Raw genomic sequence first — 15,061 nt, 5'->3', positions numbered from 1 at the left:
TTGTTCGGTTAGGCCAGCGCTCGGTGGCTAGCCCTATATCTGGTGCTAAAACGCTAGGAATTCAACCCCCATCGCCCAAGACACCGCCTCATTGACGCTGGGCAAGCTCCATTACCAAACTTGCCAAACGCTGGCGCTGCTCCTTATCTAACTTTTGCCCGGCGCGCTCCTGCGCCAGCAACGCCGTGTACTCCTCTTGGGGAGAACGCTGACGCTGAACATACTGCAAGTGTTCCACCAAGCCCTTCAGCTCCGCTTCCCGGTCGGCCTTGGGAATTAACAGCTCGCGCTTAGCGAAGGCCGCCAAGGCCTGCCCCTGCTGGCTGCCTTGAAAATGCGCCAACACCACTTGAGGGCTGCGGTAGCGCCCCGCCTTGAGCAACTCAATCAGCTCCCGGCATAGCGGCGCATCGTCATCTTCCGGCAACCACTCCATCTGCTCAGGAAGCGTGGCCACCAGGTTGGGCTCATGCAACAACAGCTGCACAATACGCCCAACCGGGGAGAGCGCCCGAGAGCGTGAACGCGACGTCTGAGCTGGCGCTGCTAAAACAGCTCCGGACATCGCGGATGACGCCGGATCAACTTCTCCCTGCTCTGCCTGCCCATGGGAAACATCGCCCCTGGATAAAGCCCGCTGCGATGACTGGGCACGCTTTTCGAGCAGCACTTTTAACTGCTCTTGCGCTAGCCCGCTACGCTGCGCCAGTGACTCCAGCAATAACGATTTGAGCATTCCTTCGGGCACTTTGTTCAATGCTTCAAGCACCTGACTGGCAAATCGCTCACGCCCTTCCACTGTTTTTAAGTCGCGCCCCTGGGCGGCTTGCTCGAATAGAAACTCCGACAGCGGCATGGCACACGTGACGCGATCCTGAAACGCCTTAGTGCCTTCACGGCGCACCAGGGTGTCCGGGTCGTCACCTTCGGGCAGAAACAGAAAGCGCGCCTCTCGGCCATCAATCATTTGCGGCAGCGCGGTTTCTAATGCCCGGCTAGCCGCCTGCCTTCCCGCACGGTCACCGTCGAAGCAGAACACTACGCGACTCACTAGCCGAAACAGGCGGGTCAAATGGTCTTCCGTAGTGGCCGTACCCAGTGTCGCTACAGCGTTATGAATACCGTACTGCGCCAACGCCACTACATCCATATAGCCTTCGACCATGACCAGCTGCTCAAGCTTGCTGGAGGCTTGGCGCGCCTCATACAAACCGTATAGTTCACGGCCCTTATGGAACACGGGCGTTTCCGGCGAATTCAGGTATTTGGGCTGATCATCACCCATCACCCTGCCGCCAAAAGCAATCGTGCGACCACGCAAATCGCGAATCGGGAACATTACCCGATCACGAAAACGGTCATAGGTACGTCCGGTATCTTCGCGGTGAATCAACAGGCCGTACTCGACCTGAACCGGCTCACCAATACCGCGCTCGCTGAGGTGCTGTTTCAGCGCCTCCCAGACTGCCGGAGCGTAACCAATGCCATAGGTCTTGATCACGTCGTCCGAGAGTCCACGACCCGACAAATAACGCTGGGCGGACTGCCCCTCCTGCATCTTTAATCGCTCGCGATAAAAGCTGGCGGCAAGCTCGAGTAGGTTAACGCCCTCTTTGCGCTTCTTTTCACGCTGCTGAGCACGCGGGTCATCAGCGCCCTCACGCGGCACTTCAATCCCCAATCGCCCGGCTAGCTGCTCGACCGCCTCAGGAAACGGCAGCTTGTCATACTCCATCAAGAAGCGTAGTGCATTACCATTAGCTCCGCAGCCAAAGCAGTGATAAAACTGCTTATCAGCACTGACGGTAAACGATGGGGTCTTCTCTTGATGGAAGGGACATAGCCCGGAATAGTTGCGGCCAGCCTTTTTAAGCTGCACACGCTCACCAACCACCTCGACCACGTCAACGCGGCCTAACAGGTCATCAATGAAACGCTGTGGAATTTGGCCTGCCATGAACTACGGGCATCCTCGCGCATAGCGCTAACTTTCGAGACTGTGTTTTAAAAGCTGTGTTTTAAAAGCTCTGTTTTAAAAGCTCTGTTTTTAAGCACTGCCTAAGGTCATCAGACCCATTTCCAGATCAGATCATCGTAAACAGCGACGGTCTTGAACGACGACTTTAAAAACAACAGTCAAAAACAAACGGCCACCTAGTGGCGGCCGCTTGGCATCCCTCTTGAGACGACCAGCTAACTGCTCCGGCCCCCTCGGGTACGGATCAATAGAGCCGTTCGAAACGCTTTTGCTCACGCTGAACTTTCTTAGCGTGGCGTTTTACGGCAGCTGCCGCTTTGCGCTTACGCTCAGCAGTCGGCTTCTCATAGTGCTCGCGGCGGCGTACTTCAGAAAGAACACCGGCTTTTTCGCAAGAACGCTTGAAGCGACGCAGGGCGACGTCAAACGGCTCGTTATCACGTACTTTTACAGAAGGCATTAAGCACTCACCTACCTTAAGGAGTCTTGAGTTCGGATAGTACGTACACTGCGATATCGCGGTTCATATTGCGACTAACAAAGCGGTGTACGACCCAGTTTTACAGCGCACAGTAGTTTAGTCGTCGTTGACCCTGTTTGCAAATGCTTACGCTGAACTGCAGTGACAATGCTAAACTAGCGCGGTTGTGTTTTTCACTTTTTCATCTTTTAAAATAGCCTTTGAGAGTCCCTTTTTATGCGAGTTCTGGGCATTGAAACATCTTGCGACGAAACGGGTGTCGCGCTTTATGACACCTCGTTAACCGGTGGCAAGGGGCTGCTTGCCGACGCGCTGTATAGCCAAATCGCCATGCACGCTGAGTTTGGCGGCGTGGTTCCCGAACTCGCCTCGCGCGATCACACTCGCAAACTGCTGCCGTTGATTGAGCAAGTGCTCAGCGATGCCAAGCTGACACGCCGCGACTTGGATGGCATCACTTACACCGCCGGGCCAGGTTTGGTCGGTGCATTAATGGTGGGTGCCAGCACCGCACACGGCATGGCCCGCGCCCTAAACATCCCGGTGCTCGGCGTACACCATATGGAAGGTCACCTGCTGGCACCCATGCTGGAAGATGAGCCACCCGAGTTCCCTTTCGTGGCGCTGCTGGTCTCCGGCGGCCATACCCAGCTCGTCGAAGTGCAGGGGCTGGGGCGTTATCAACTGCTCGGCGAATCGGTGGATGACGCGGCAGGTGAAGCGTTTGACAAAGCCGCCAAGATGCTAGGGTTGGCCTACCCTGGCGGCCCTCAGGTCGCCAAGCTAGCAGAACAGGGAGACCCCAAGCGCTTTCGTTTTCCGCGCCCCATGACCGACCGGCCAGGGCTGGATTTTAGTTTTTCAGGGCTTAAAACCCACACCATGACGGCCATTCGTCAGTTGGAAACAGCCGACGAACTCGACGCCCAGGCCCGCGCCGACGTTGCCCGCGCCTTTGAAGAGGCCGTTGTCGATACGCTGGTGATTAAGTGCCGTCGGGCGCTGGATCAAACCGGCTTGAAGCGCTTAGTGGTGGCGGGCGGGGTCAGCGCCAATCATCGCCTGCGCGAACGACTGCAGACTGAGTGTGAAAAACGCCAAGCCCGCGCCTACTACCCGCGCGGGCGGTTCTGTACAGACAACGGCGCCATGATTGCCTATGTAGGTGCTCAACGCCTGGCAGCGGGAGAGTGCGACACCCCCGGCATGATGCAGGCAACACCCCGCTGGCCACTGGATCAACTGAGCCCCCCGGCTACCTCTAATAGCGAGTAGTACCCTTAACCTAGTTGCGCCTTAAGAGTCGCCAAACGGCGGCTCTTCACCGCGCCGCAGTCGGCGTATATTGAGCCCGTGGCGGGCCAACACCAGCAGGCTGAACCCAACCACCACCATGACGTATTCCGGCGCTAGCCAGCCACAGGCCAGCGGCGCCACTAGTGCGCTCACTAACGAAGCCAACGCCGCCGTTTTTAGTCGCCACGCCAGCAGCGCCCATATCGCTGCACTCAATAGCGCCACCTGAGGCACCAATACCAGCAGCACGCCGAAGGCGCTGGCGACCGCTTTACCGCCACGAAAGCCGTGCCACAACGGAAAGCTATGACCTAGTAATATTGCCAACCCCACCAGCCCCTGCAGCCAGACTGGGTAGTCCAATAGCTTGGCGCCCAGCACTGCGGGCATGGCTTTTAAGGCGTCTAACAGTAGCGTCGCTGCCGCTAAGCGAGGGCCGTATAGGCGCAGTACGTTGGAAAAACCTGGATTAAATGAGCCATATTGGCGTGGGTCACCCACGCCAGCCAGGCGGCAAACGCTCAACGCTGCCAGCCAACTGCCGCTTAAATACCCCACCACTATCCAACCCATGGCTATATGCTCGCTTTATAGGCCGTCTCGATAGCCCGGCTTACTGTCGTTTAGCCCCATCCTAACGTACAATCGCCCGCTTGTTACCGTAGGGGGAAGCTGGATGGATCGCATTTTTATTGAAGCGTTAAGTGTCGACACCGTCATTGGTGTCTACGATTGGGAGCGCTCGATTCAACAGTCGCTAAGCCTAGACTTGGTGTTGGCGACCGATATCCGTTCGGCGGCAGCCACCGACGACTTACGCCTTACCCTGGATTACGCCGCTATCTGCCAGCGCATCCAGCAATTTGCCGACGCACATCAATTCGCCCTGGTAGAGACCTTTGCCGAGCGCCTCGCGGAGTGCCTGCGCACGGAGTTCCCGATCACCTGGCTGCGCTTAACGGTGCGCAAACCAGGGGCAGTCCCCAACGCTGCCAGTGTCGGTCTAGAAATTACCCGCGGCAGCCTGCCGGAGGCAACCCAGGAGGTCAGCGCATGAACCTGGTGACGGTCAGTTTAGGCAGCAATATCCACCCCACACGGCATATTCGCTGCTGCCTCGATGCGCTTGCCGATACCTTCGGGCCCCTGCAGATATCCCGGGTGTTTGAAAGCGAGCCGGTGGGTTTCACCGACAACCGCAATTTCTATAATCTGGTGGTGGCGTTTCGCAGCACCTGGACGCCAGGCGAACTGCAGGCGTGGGGCAAACAGCTCGAAATTGAGCATGGTCGCCTGCCCGATATTGCCAAATTCAGCCCCCGCGCACTGGACATCGACTTGCTCACCGTGGGCAACCTGTGTGGCACGGTTGACGACATTGCCCTACCGCGCAGCGAAATTACCCACAACGCCTTTGTACTACAGCCACTTGCGGAGCTGCTGCCCGAGCAGCGCCACCCTCGCTGCGGCACCCCTTATGCCGCGCTATGGAGCGCCTTCGAGCTAGGCAGTCAACGCCTCTGGGCGGTGGATTTCAGCTGGCGTGGCCGCTGGATCTCGCTAGCAGATCAACAACCTCTACTGGCGGCGGCACGCCGATAAACCTCTCGACGACTAATCCGCTAGCGCAGTCGTTACCGCCTGCCCGCGGCGCTCACGCAAGGCTTCTCCTAACGCCGCGCCTTGATACCCTTCGGCAATCAACACCCGGGGGCTAACCTTTAGGGCAGCTTGCCAAGCGCTTTCAAGCTGACCAAGCTGATCAGGCGCCAACACCTTGACTAACGCCAGTTGCGCCTCGACCTGCTCGGGCTTACGCCAGCCATCCAAACGCTCCAGCCAATGCAACACCTTCGAACCTTCTAACCCAACGGCCAATAGCGCATGTGTCAGCGCGGTATGGCGGGCAAGCTGAGCAACGGCATTGGGTAGCTTGAGTCGTTGCGCCAGGACATCACGCTGCTCAGCGTTTAGCGGCGATACCAGCTGCGCATAGCGCCAGTGGGCCAACGCCGGAGCACTGCTGGAAGGCGTTTGAGCTAATGCCTCCAGGCCCTCTTCTAGCGATCCGCCCAGCAATTCTGGCCACCATACGGAGAGGGCGTCGCAGCGTTCAAGGGTGGTGAAATAGATCGCGGGGCTTGGCTCGCCTAGCGCTTTTTCGGTTTCGACCCACACCCGCTCGGCGGCCAGGTGCTCAAGTTCGCCACTCTGGCTCACTTGGCGCATCAGCGCCAGGGTTTCAGGGGCAATGGTGAAGCCCAGCGAGGCATAGCGGGCCAGAAAGCGCGCGGTACGCAGCACACGCAGCGGGTCTTCGCTAAAGGCGGCTGAAATATGCCGAAGTACGCGCCGTTCGATATCGCCTTGGCCATTAAATGGGTCGGTTAATTCGCCCTCAGGGCTCTGGGCTATGGCATTAATGGTTAGATCGCGGCGCAGTAGATCCTCTTCCAGGCTCACATCGGGGCTGGCGTGAACCTCAAAGCCAGCATAACCGTGTCCAGACTTACGCTCGGTTCGGGCCAAAGCGTACTCCTCGGCCGTATCCGGATGCAGAAAGACCGGAAAGTCACGCCCCACCGGTTTAAAGCCGCGCTTGCGCATAGCATCTGGCGTGGCGCCCACGACGACCCAGTCATTGTCGTAAACCGGCCAGCCCAGCAGCGCGTCGCGCACGGCGCCGCCGACCCGATAGACGTTTAGTCCCGCCAAGCGAGAATCAGCGCCTTGTTGAGTAACTTTTTTTTCCATTACGATTTTATCTTCCCTGTTGGCTGGGCACACTGGTTCGCTCGCCGCTATCCAGATTGAGTGCGGTTAATCGACCGCCCCAAACGCAGCCCGTATCCAGTGCCTCAACGGGCACCTGTGCCTCGGGGGTACGCCCCTCTAACGCCGCCCAGTGGCCGAAGAGCAACTGGGCGTCATCGCTACGCGGGTATTGAAACCAGGGCAGAAAGCCCTCTGGGGCGCTATCCAGGCCCTCTTTGGCGGCAAAATCCAAACGCCCCTGGCCATCAATAAAGCGCATACGGGTGAGTACATTAACAATCAGACGTAGGCGATCCATGCCGTCGAGGTCGTCACGCCAGACATCCGGCTGGTTGCCAAATAGCTGGGTTAAAAACTCACCGGATGTTTCGCTGGCAAGCGCCGCCTGCACTTCCCGCCCAAGCGCCTCCGTCTGGGGAACGCTCCACTGGGGAAGCAGCCCGGCGTGGGTCATTAGCGTAGCGTCTTCAAACACGCTAAGCGGCTGGCTCTGTAGCCAATCCAGTAACGCTTCGCGGTCTGGGGCGTCAAGAATATCGCTCAGGGTGTCGTTTTTTTTCAGCTTTCCGCCGCCGCGCGCCACGACCAGCAAATGAAAATCGTGGTTGCCCAATACGCTGCGTGCGGCGCTACCCAGCGCGCGTACTTCGCGCAGGCACGCTAACGACCCTGGGCCCCGATTAATCAAATCGCCCACTAGCCATAGCGTATCCCGTGTAGGGTTAAAACTGAGCTTTTCAAGCAAGGCTAAAAATTCGGCGTGGCAGCCGTGCAGATCGCCGATCGCATAAGTGCTCATGCGTAGGGCCTTTTTAATGAAGTGAATGATCTGAATACTATCACTTCAGCGACATCCTCTGCCTGTCGTTGGCGGTTTATGTTGATGATTAACGCTGGTGAAAATGACCAGCCTGGATCACTATAAAAGTACGCTTTGGCGCTATTAAGCCTCTCGCCAACTTACCCACCTCGCCATCACTGTTAAGGAAAACGATACGCCTATGACAATGGATCATTCTCGACGCGGGCTGCTGCGAGCGGCAACGCTGGCAGGCCTTGGCGCACTCATACTGCCTGGCACAGCGCTACTACCAAGCGCGCAAGCCGCCGTTCCCAAGCTTGCCCCGCCGCCCGTTGCGGTGACGGTTAATGGTTGGCTACTGCGCAGCAGTGACCGCTGATGTATATCGACTTTAAGGATATCAGCGAACACACCGACAGCTGGGATGTCTGCATTATCGGCGCGGGGGCCGCGGGCATTTCTATGGCGGTTACCCTGGCGGGGCGGGGGCACCGCGTACTGCTCTGCGAAGGTGGTGATGCGGACTACAGCGAACGCTCCCAAGAGTGCTACAAAGGCGAAGTCGTCGGCGACCCCTACATACCCCTGTATGGCGCTCGGTTGCGCCATTTGGGCGGGTCGACCAATCACTGGGGCGGCATTTGTCGCCCCCTGGATCGCTACGACTTCAATGCCAAAGCAGCCGCCAGCGAAACGGCCTGGCCTATAGGGCGCGATGCGCTGGCGCCTTACTACAGCGCAGCCGTTAACACGCTCGGTCTGGAGCCTACCCCCGACGATCATTTGATCCCTGACGCAGGGCTCAAGCGCATCTATTTTTCGCTGGGCCACCCCACCCGCATGAAGGAGAAGCATGCCGCTACGCTGAGCGATTCGACCACTCTTGAGTGCTGCCTAACGGCTAACTTGGTGGCGCTGGAAACCCATGACGGCGCGGTCACCAATGCTACTTTCAGCAATTACCAGGGCGACTATCGCAAAGTGCAGGCACGCTACTTCGTGCTCGCCTGCGGCGGCATCGAAAACTCTCGCCTGCTGCTGTGGTGCAACCAGCAGTTAAATGGCCAGCTAATACCTCAAGCCGACACCCTGGGGCGCTACTGGATGGAGCACCCCCACGCCACGGTGGGCAAAGCGTTGCTTTTCGAGCCCGCAGCACTGGGCTTGGACGACGAGTACAATGTGTTCCTCTCCCCCACCGCTGACGCCATCAACGCACGGCAAATACTGAATTGCGGACTGCGCTTGCACCGCATGAACCCAGAGGCTACTCAGGAGCTGGCTGACGAGCTCGCCGATCAGGCGCCAACGCTGGCTGGCCGACTGCGTGTTTGGCAGGCCCAAGGTCGGGTAATCCACGGCGCAGTAGTTAGAGCCGCCTGGGAGCAGGAACCACGCTATGATAACCGTATTGAGCTGAGCGATGAGTTGGACAAATTAGGGGTACCAAGAAGCCGCTTGGTATGGCGGCAATCTGAGCTGGATCGCCGCACTATTCGCGAAAGTATGCTGCTACTAGGAGAGTATCTGCGCGATAACGAGGTGGGTAGGCTGCAGTTGGCTGATTGGCTCGCCGATACGCCGGTGCAGCTGCCCACCGACGGCGAACTTGCCGGGCGTCACCATATGGGCGGCACGCGCATGAGTCTAAATGCCGAGGAAGGTATCGTTAACGCTGACTGCCGCCTGTTTGCCCAGGACAACTTCTACGTGGCGGGTTCCAGCGTTTTTGCCAGCGCGGGGCACGCCAACCCCACGTTAACCCTTGTACAGTTGGCGCTGCGGCTTTGCGACCATCTGGAGGATAGACTAACGCAGAGTGCCTAATGCAGCTGCATTGGCACGGCCAACCTGAATGGATTGATCTCCGCCTCAAAAACACGCTGGGTGGAGGTGTCTAGCAGCGTATAGGCGCCTTCCATAACCCCCACCGGCGTCTGGAGAATCGCCCGGCTGGTGTAGCGAAAGCTTTGACCAGGGCCGATCAGCGGCTGCTGGCCGACGACGCCTTTGCCGCGCACTTCTTGGTACTCGCCTCCGCCTTGGGTGATTTTCCAGTAACGCGCCATCAGTTGAACGCTGTGGGGGCTTTGATTGTGCACGGTTACGGTGTAGCTAAACACGTAGCGCGACTCGCCGTCGTTAGACTCATCGGCACGATAGCTAGGCACAACGCTTATATTGATCGCCAGGTCACTCACGTTTGGCTGCCCCGCTCACCGCTCGCTTGCTCGTCGGCAGCGACACGGTTGGCAATAGTCACGTACTCCGCCACGGTCAAGGTTTGCGGACGGCGAATGGGGTCAATGCCCAGGTCTTCCAAAGTATCTGCACTCACCCGCCCTTTGAAATTATTGCGCAGCGTTTTACGTCGCTGACCAAAGGCGAGCTTGACCAGTTCAAACAGCAGCGCTGGATCATCCGCGGTATGGGGCAGCGTTTCATGGGGGGTTAGCCGCACGATGGCCGAGTCGACCTTGGGCCGTGGCACGAAGGCTTCCGGTGGCACGATAAACAGCTGTTCGACCTGGCAGTAGTACTGGGCCATCACCGACAGACGCCCCCAATCCGTGCCACCGGGCTCTGCCGCTAAGCGCTCAACCACCTCTTTTTGCAGCATAAAGTGCATATCTTCTATGGCACTGCCTGCTGCTAACAGATGCACAATCAGCGGTGTTGAGATGTTATAGGGCAAGTTGCCCACCACACGTAGCGCTGGCCCATCACCTTTCAGCGCGGCAAAATCAAACTTCAGCGCATCGCCTTCATGAATCACAAAGTCGGGGTAGTTGAAAAACTGCACTCTCAGGCCCGGGATCAGGTCGCGGTCGAGTTCAATCACTTCTAAATGCCCCGCGGCTTCTAGCAGCGGCTCGGTCAGCGCGCCCTGGCCTGGGCCAATTTCGACGAGACGATCCGTCGAGCGCGGGCCAACGGCGCGAACGATCCGCGAGATAATGCCAAGGTCGCGTAAAAAGTTCTGACCAAAGCGTTTACGAGCGCGGTGTTGGGGCACAGTAGACATCAAACGGTGTTCCTTGGAGTGCGGATTCAATCGGGAGATTTTACAGACAACCGCTGGACAGCCAAACGGCGCGCAAGGTCGATAGCGACTTTTAGGCTGCCGGGGTCTGCCACGCCCTTACCGGCTAGATCCAGCGCGGTGCCATGGTCGACCGAAGTGCGTACCAATGGCAAGCCCAGGGTAATGTTAGCGGCCTGACCAAAGCCCGCGTATTTTAACACCGCCAGACCCTGGTCATGATACATCGCCAATACCGCATCGACACCTGCCAAGTGCCTGGGAGTAAACAGCGTGTCGGCGGGCAACGGGCCAAGGATATCAATACCCTCCGCGCGTAGCGCATCAAGGGCGGGAATAATCACATCCAGCTCTTCGCGCCCCAGGTGGCCATCTTCACCGGCGTGGGGGTTTAAACCACACACTGCGATGCGTGGTTTGGCAATCCCAAACTGGCGCTGCAAATCGGCCTCTAGCAGTCGGCTGATACGCGTTACCCGCCCAAAAGTAATGGCGTCGGCAACGTTGCGCAGCGGCAAGTGGGTGGTCACCAGCGCCACACGCAGATCGCCACTGCCTTGCCAGCTTGGTGCGCTGGCATGCAGCGCCGCGTCGGTGGCCAGCATCATCACCACCTCATCGACGCCACAGGCATCGCGCAGCCACTCGGTGTGGCCGGTAAAGCCTGGGTGGCCGCCCTCGATAATGACGCCTTTGTGCAGCGGCGCTGTAACCATGGCAGCAGCGAGGCCCCGCTGACAGGCATCGACAGCCAGCGACAGAGTGGCCAAGACATAATCGGCGTTAGCCGGATCGAGAACGCCCGGCGTAGCCGGTTGATTCAGCTTAACCGGCCAAACCGGCAAGCCCTTGGCGCCGTTTGGAAACTCGCCTGGTGCACACTCCACCACGCTGACATTAAGCCCCAAGGCAACTGCCCGCTGGCGCAGCATGGCAGGATCGCCAATCGCCACCGTATTCGCTGGGAGCTGGCCATGAGCCGCCAGCATCAGCGTTAACTCCGGGCCGATACCTGCCGGTTCACCGGTGGTGACGACCACCGGCAAAGTACTATCAGGCAAAGTGCTATCAGGCAAAGTGCTATCAGGCAAAGTGCTGCCGGATGATAAAGCGCCCGCTACCATTAGAGACGAATATCAACAAAGGCCTGTGAGCGGATCTCTTGCTGCCATGTCTCTAACTCTTCGTTAGCGCGACGCTGGAAGATCGCTTGACGCACCTGCTCACGCTGGCTCTCTTGGGTGACATTTTGACGACGGCGCTCTTCCACTTCAATCACGTGGTAGCCAAACTGAGAGCGAACCGGCTGAGATACTTGGTTAACGCCTAGTTCGCGCATCGCTTCTTCAAAGGCAGGAACGGTCTGCCCTGGGCGAACCCAGCCCAGCTCACCACCGTTGAGGGCAGTGCCACTATCGTCGCTCATCTCACGCGCTAGAGAGGCAAAATCCTCGCCTTGTGCAAGGCGCTGGCGCACTTCCTCCGCTCGTGCACGGGCTTGGTTCTCATCGCGATTAGGGGTCAGTGCAATCAGCACGTGGCGGGCACGCGTCTCTTCAATAAAATTCTGCTCGCCGGATTGGCCGGGCTGCTGGTTTAGGAAGCGCTCAACGTCGCGGTCGCTGACCGATACCCGGTTGCTAATCTGGCGCTGCTGCACCTGACGCATGAGCATTTCGCGGCGAATATCTTCGCGCACGCCAGCCAATGTCATACCATCAGCTTCAACAGCATCGGCAAACTCGTCCAGTGTCATGCCGTTGGATTCAGCAATCGAGCGAACCTGCCCATTGAGCTCGGTATCATCAATGCTCAAATTGGCATCTTTGGCCATTTGCAGCTGAATTTCTTCCATCACCATGCGCTCGAGCACCTGCCGCTCCAACTGGGAGCGCGGCGGAAGATTGCCGCCCTGGGCTTGCGCCTGCTGCTCGATTTGCGTCATGCGATCATTTAATTCGCTACGCATAATCACACCGTCATTGATAACAGCCACAATGCTATCTAGCGTCTGGCGCTGAGTGGACTGGAAGTTCTGCGCCTGTACCGTTAGTGGGGCCAGCGCAAGGCCTGCACCTAGACACAACGCGAGCAGGCTACCAGCAGAGAGCTGCTTCATACGGCCTAGCAGGGGCTTTCTCATTTTCATATCAAACGTCTCTTTCATTAGCTTCATTCGCCATTAGATGGAAGTCATTTACAGGGCAGTCGGACGATAGCCAGGAATGGTCTGTTCAAAATAGCTATCCGCATCCTGACCAACGCCGCCTAAACCACGGAAAACGAAGCGCAAAAATAGCCCACGATCATTAAAGTCATCATTAATGCGGGCGGTGTCATTGTCGTCTACCCATTCGCGCCACACCAACTGCAGACCGTAGCAGCAGTTGTTCCACTGCACGCCGGCCAATTGCTCCAGGGAGCGCTCATTGGCTTGATCGTGCAGGTAGCGGCCAATCAAATCAATGTTGGTGGTGGCTTTCAAGGCAAACGAGAGATCCCACTCTTCGCGGTTATAGTCGCGAAAGCCATCATCGCCCGGCAATACGCCTGGGTCGAACCCTTCGATCTCCCAACGGTAGCCAAGGTTCACTACGTGCCCTTCAGGGTGCCGATAACCTACGTCAACGCTTGAACGTTCGGTGCGTTCCCGGTGATCATCGTAGAGCCACTCTGCGCCACTGCTCCAACGATCATTGATCTGCCAGTCAAGACGGGTCACCAGCGGCGAACGATCCCGGGTAGCCTGGTAGCGGCTTTCCGGATTGACGCTAGCGTTGTCTTCCGGTCGATCCGGCAGCGTATCAGCATCGCCTTCGCTATCGATTCGGCGGTCAGCGAAGTAAACGCTTTGACCTACCCCGAATGAGAGCCGGTCACGGCCAGACGCATCTTCCAATAAGCGCGACTGCACGCCGTACGAGAGTCGATTGAGATCACCCACCCGGTCAGTGCCGGAAAAGCGCTGGGCTGACCAGAGCTGATCCCAGGAGAAAGCCCGTTCGCGACTGTCGAAGTCGGGCAACTCAGTCTGATCGGTGCGCGGCACGTAGGCGTAGTTCAAGCGTGGCTCTAGCGTTTGGCGGTAGTCGCGCCCACCGAGTGCCAGCTCACGCTCAAAGACGAGCCCACTGTCGATGGAGGTCAGCGCAACGCTGCGGCTGGGTGAATCGCTACGCTCTGTGTCGCGCTCACCGTAATCCAGCTCATAGGCGGTATTCCACAGTTCGGTGCGCGGCTCAAGGTAACCCCAGGGCCGCTCATAACGCCAGCCAACCGCAGGCATAAGGTGTAAACGGCTCCCGGTGGCCGCTTCGCGCTCTGGCACGCGGCGCTCATCCACGTCGCGCCAAAAATAAGTCGCGTTAGATCGCCACTGGGTATATAGCCCATTGTCGAACTGCCAGTTGGCATTCGCGCTCAGACTCGGCAGTTGATAGAAGGGCTTATCGCTATCGCTAAGTGGGTCTTCCAAACGCTGGAAGCCCTGGGCACGGGCGTCTAACTGCCAGCGCTGGCCGCGGTAATCGACCTGGGCCAGGCGTTCCATACTGGCGCGCTCGCTTTCGCCAAACTCGCCACCAAAGTCATCAAAATAGCGCCCGTCGCTGGCGGCTCCGTAGCGCAGCTGATAATTACTGCGCTCACTTACCCGCCCTGCATGACGGGCATCCACGTACCAGCGATCATCGCCCTCAAAGCGATTTTCTCCGCCGCCAGAGCCGCCATCATCGCTATTTAGATAGCCGCCTTCAACGATGCCCGCGCTCTCCTCAAACAGGTAACGGTACTCACCGTTCATCAACAGCCCGCGGTCGCTCATCCAGCGCGGCGTGATCGTCGCATCGTGGTTAGCGGCGATATTCCAATAGAACGGCTGGGCGTAGTCAAAACCGTCCGTTGAAAAGCCAATCGATGGGGAGAGCAACCCTGTATGGCGGCGGTCATCAATCGGAAAGCGTAGCCATGGCCAGTAAAATACCGGCACGTCTTTCACTTCCAGGCGGGCATGGCGGGCTGTACCAAAGCCGGCGGCTTGATCCAACCGAATATCGCTGCTGACTAATTGCCAGCTATTGGCGCCCGGGTCGCAGGTGGTAAAGCTGGCGTCTTGCAGGCGGTACTCATTTTCTCCGGTCTGCTCTAGCTGACTGGCCTGGCCCCGCAAATGCTGCTCGTAGAGCACAAAGTGGCTGTTGCCCAGCGTGGCCCGGTCTTCGTTTAACCGTAGCATCGCCTGCTCGCCACGCACTAAAGCGCGCCCGTCACGTATGGCAATGTTGCCTTCAGCATCGACCTGCTGGCGGTCAGCGGGTAAAAAGACCCGCTCCGCTTCCACTTCTTCATTACCGCGGCGCAGAACAACATCACCACGCAGCAACGCCTCGCCATTAGCGGCGTAATCAACGTCACTGGCCTCAAGCGAGAGCGTTTCCGGGTTATCCTCCGCTGGCAAGCGGTAGCTGGGCATGACGTAGCGCCCACGGCACAATTGGTTAGCCGCTTCTTCTTCCCCCCAGGGTTGCCAATCCAACGCTTCAGCGGACATGGTTTGACCCTGAGCCACCGCCGTAAACGAGGCGCCAGCAAGCAAACTGCCCATCAGCGTATGCGCAACCGGCAAGGTGCGCGAAAATCGCTTGCCCATGTTCGTTATCCTTGGCATCCAGAATCGGTATTATACAG

15 protein-coding genes are annotated in these 15,061 nt (G+C 58.3%); 5 read left to right on the top strand and 10 right to left on the bottom strand.

The annotated features are described in order from the left end of the window. Positions 1–88: 88 nt before the first annotated feature. Positions 89–1,957, bottom strand: coding sequence for a DNA primase (gene dnaG, locus A6R74_RS09945; protein WP_064234350.1), 1,869 nt, complete (start codon positions 1,955–1,957; stop codon positions 89–91). Between the two features lie 265 nt (positions 1,958–2,222). After that, a complete protein-coding gene (rpsU, locus tag A6R74_RS09940) occupies positions 2,223–2,438 on the bottom strand; it encodes a 30S ribosomal protein S21 (protein WP_008956349.1) in 216 nt (71 codons plus the stop codon). A 237-nt stretch (positions 2,439–2,675) separates the two neighbouring features. On the opposite strand from rpsU, the gene tsaD reads away from it, so the two are divergent. After that, entirely contained in the window at positions 2,676–3,734 is a 1,059-nt protein-coding gene (gene tsaD / locus A6R74_RS09935; protein ID WP_064234349.1) for a tRNA (adenosine(37)-N6)-threonylcarbamoyltransferase complex transferase subunit TsaD, read from the top strand. A 21-nt stretch (positions 3,735–3,755) separates the two neighbouring features. Here the strand turns inward: tsaD and plsY are convergent, their stop codons facing one another. Then, positions 3,756–4,328 (bottom strand): glycerol-3-phosphate 1-O-acyltransferase PlsY, encoded by a 573-nt coding sequence (plsY, locus tag A6R74_RS09930; RefSeq protein ID WP_064234348.1) that lies wholly within the window; start codon positions 4,326–4,328, stop codon positions 3,756–3,758. Between the two features lie 103 nt (positions 4,329–4,431). Here plsY and folB point away from each other — a divergent pair, with 103 nt between their 5' ends. Both folB and folK read left to right on the top strand, forming a co-directional pair. Then, positions 4,432–4,812: a dihydroneopterin aldolase gene (folB, locus tag A6R74_RS09925; protein WP_064234347.1), complete on the top strand. Its 381-nt coding sequence runs from the start codon at positions 4,432–4,434 to the stop codon at positions 4,810–4,812. Continuing rightward, the gene (gene folK / locus A6R74_RS09920; RefSeq protein WP_064234346.1) at positions 4,809–5,357 is read left to right on the top strand and encodes a 2-amino-4-hydroxy-6-hydroxymethyldihydropteridine diphosphokinase; all 549 of its coding nucleotides are present in this window, start codon (positions 4,809–4,811) and stop codon (positions 5,355–5,357) included. The genes folB and folK overlap by 4 nt, the downstream gene beginning before the upstream one ends. 12 nt (positions 5,358–5,369) lie before the next feature. Here the strand turns inward: folK and A6R74_RS09915 are convergent, their stop codons facing one another. Together A6R74_RS09915 and A6R74_RS09910 are read right to left on the bottom strand one after the other, a co-directional pair. Continuing rightward, a complete protein-coding gene (locus A6R74_RS09915; RefSeq protein ID WP_064234345.1) occupies positions 5,370–6,509 on the bottom strand; it encodes a polynucleotide adenylyltransferase in 1,140 nt (379 codons plus the stop codon). 7 nt (positions 6,510–6,516) lie between these two features. Next, positions 6,517–7,329 (bottom strand): symmetrical bis(5'-nucleosyl)-tetraphosphatase, encoded by an 813-nt coding sequence (locus tag A6R74_RS09910; RefSeq protein WP_064234344.1) that lies wholly within the window; start codon positions 7,327–7,329, stop codon positions 6,517–6,519. 202 nt (positions 7,330–7,531) lie between these two features. On the opposite strand from A6R74_RS09910, the gene A6R74_RS09905 reads away from it, so the two are divergent. Together A6R74_RS09905 and A6R74_RS09900 are read left to right on the top strand one after the other, a co-directional pair. Continuing rightward, complete coding sequence (locus tag A6R74_RS09905; RefSeq protein ID WP_064234343.1) at positions 7,532–7,711, top strand: hypothetical protein; 180 nt, start codon at positions 7,532–7,534, stop codon at positions 7,709–7,711. Next, positions 7,711–9,159, top strand: a complete 1,449-nt coding sequence (locus A6R74_RS09900; RefSeq protein WP_064234342.1) for a GMC oxidoreductase — start codon at positions 7,711–7,713, stop codon at positions 9,157–9,159. The genes A6R74_RS09905 and A6R74_RS09900 overlap by 1 nt, the downstream gene beginning before the upstream one ends. Here the strand turns inward: A6R74_RS09900 and apaG are convergent. The 5 genes from apaG to A6R74_RS09875 all read right to left on the bottom strand — a co-directional run bounded on the left by apaG (position 9,156) and on the right by A6R74_RS09875 (position 15,023). Further along, complete coding sequence (apaG, locus tag A6R74_RS09895) at positions 9,156–9,533, bottom strand: Co2+/Mg2+ efflux protein ApaG (RefSeq protein ID WP_064234341.1); 378 nt, start codon at positions 9,531–9,533, stop codon at positions 9,156–9,158. The two genes, A6R74_RS09900 and apaG, sit on opposite strands and share 4 nt — an antisense overlap. Next, positions 9,530–10,357, bottom strand: coding sequence for a 16S rRNA (adenine(1518)-N(6)/adenine(1519)-N(6))-dimethyltransferase RsmA (gene rsmA, locus A6R74_RS09890; protein ID WP_064234340.1), 828 nt, complete (start codon positions 10,355–10,357; stop codon positions 9,530–9,532). The genes apaG and rsmA overlap by 4 nt, the downstream gene beginning before the upstream one ends. Before the next feature lie 26 nt (positions 10,358–10,383). Continuing rightward, complete coding sequence (gene pdxA / locus A6R74_RS09885; protein ID WP_121499373.1) at positions 10,384–11,436, bottom strand: 4-hydroxythreonine-4-phosphate dehydrogenase PdxA; 1,053 nt, start codon at positions 11,434–11,436, stop codon at positions 10,384–10,386. A 62-nt stretch (positions 11,437–11,498) separates the two neighbouring features. After that, positions 11,499–12,524: a peptidylprolyl isomerase gene (locus A6R74_RS09880; protein WP_064234448.1), complete on the bottom strand. Its 1,026-nt coding sequence runs from the start codon at positions 12,522–12,524 to the stop codon at positions 11,499–11,501. A 48-nt stretch (positions 12,525–12,572) separates the two neighbouring features. Then, the gene (locus A6R74_RS09875; protein ID WP_064234339.1) at positions 12,573–15,023 is read right to left on the bottom strand and encodes an LPS-assembly protein LptD; all 2,451 of its coding nucleotides are present in this window, start codon (positions 15,021–15,023) and stop codon (positions 12,573–12,575) included. Positions 15,024–15,061 lie beyond the last annotated feature (38 nt).

Origin of the sequence: Halomonas sp. ALS9, assembly GCF_001651035.1 — a bacterium.
Classification (GTDB): domain Bacteria; phylum Pseudomonadota; class Gammaproteobacteria; order Pseudomonadales; family Halomonadaceae; genus Vreelandella.
Note: the sequence above shows the minus strand (reverse complement) of the source record. Positions and strands in the feature narration are given on the sequence as shown.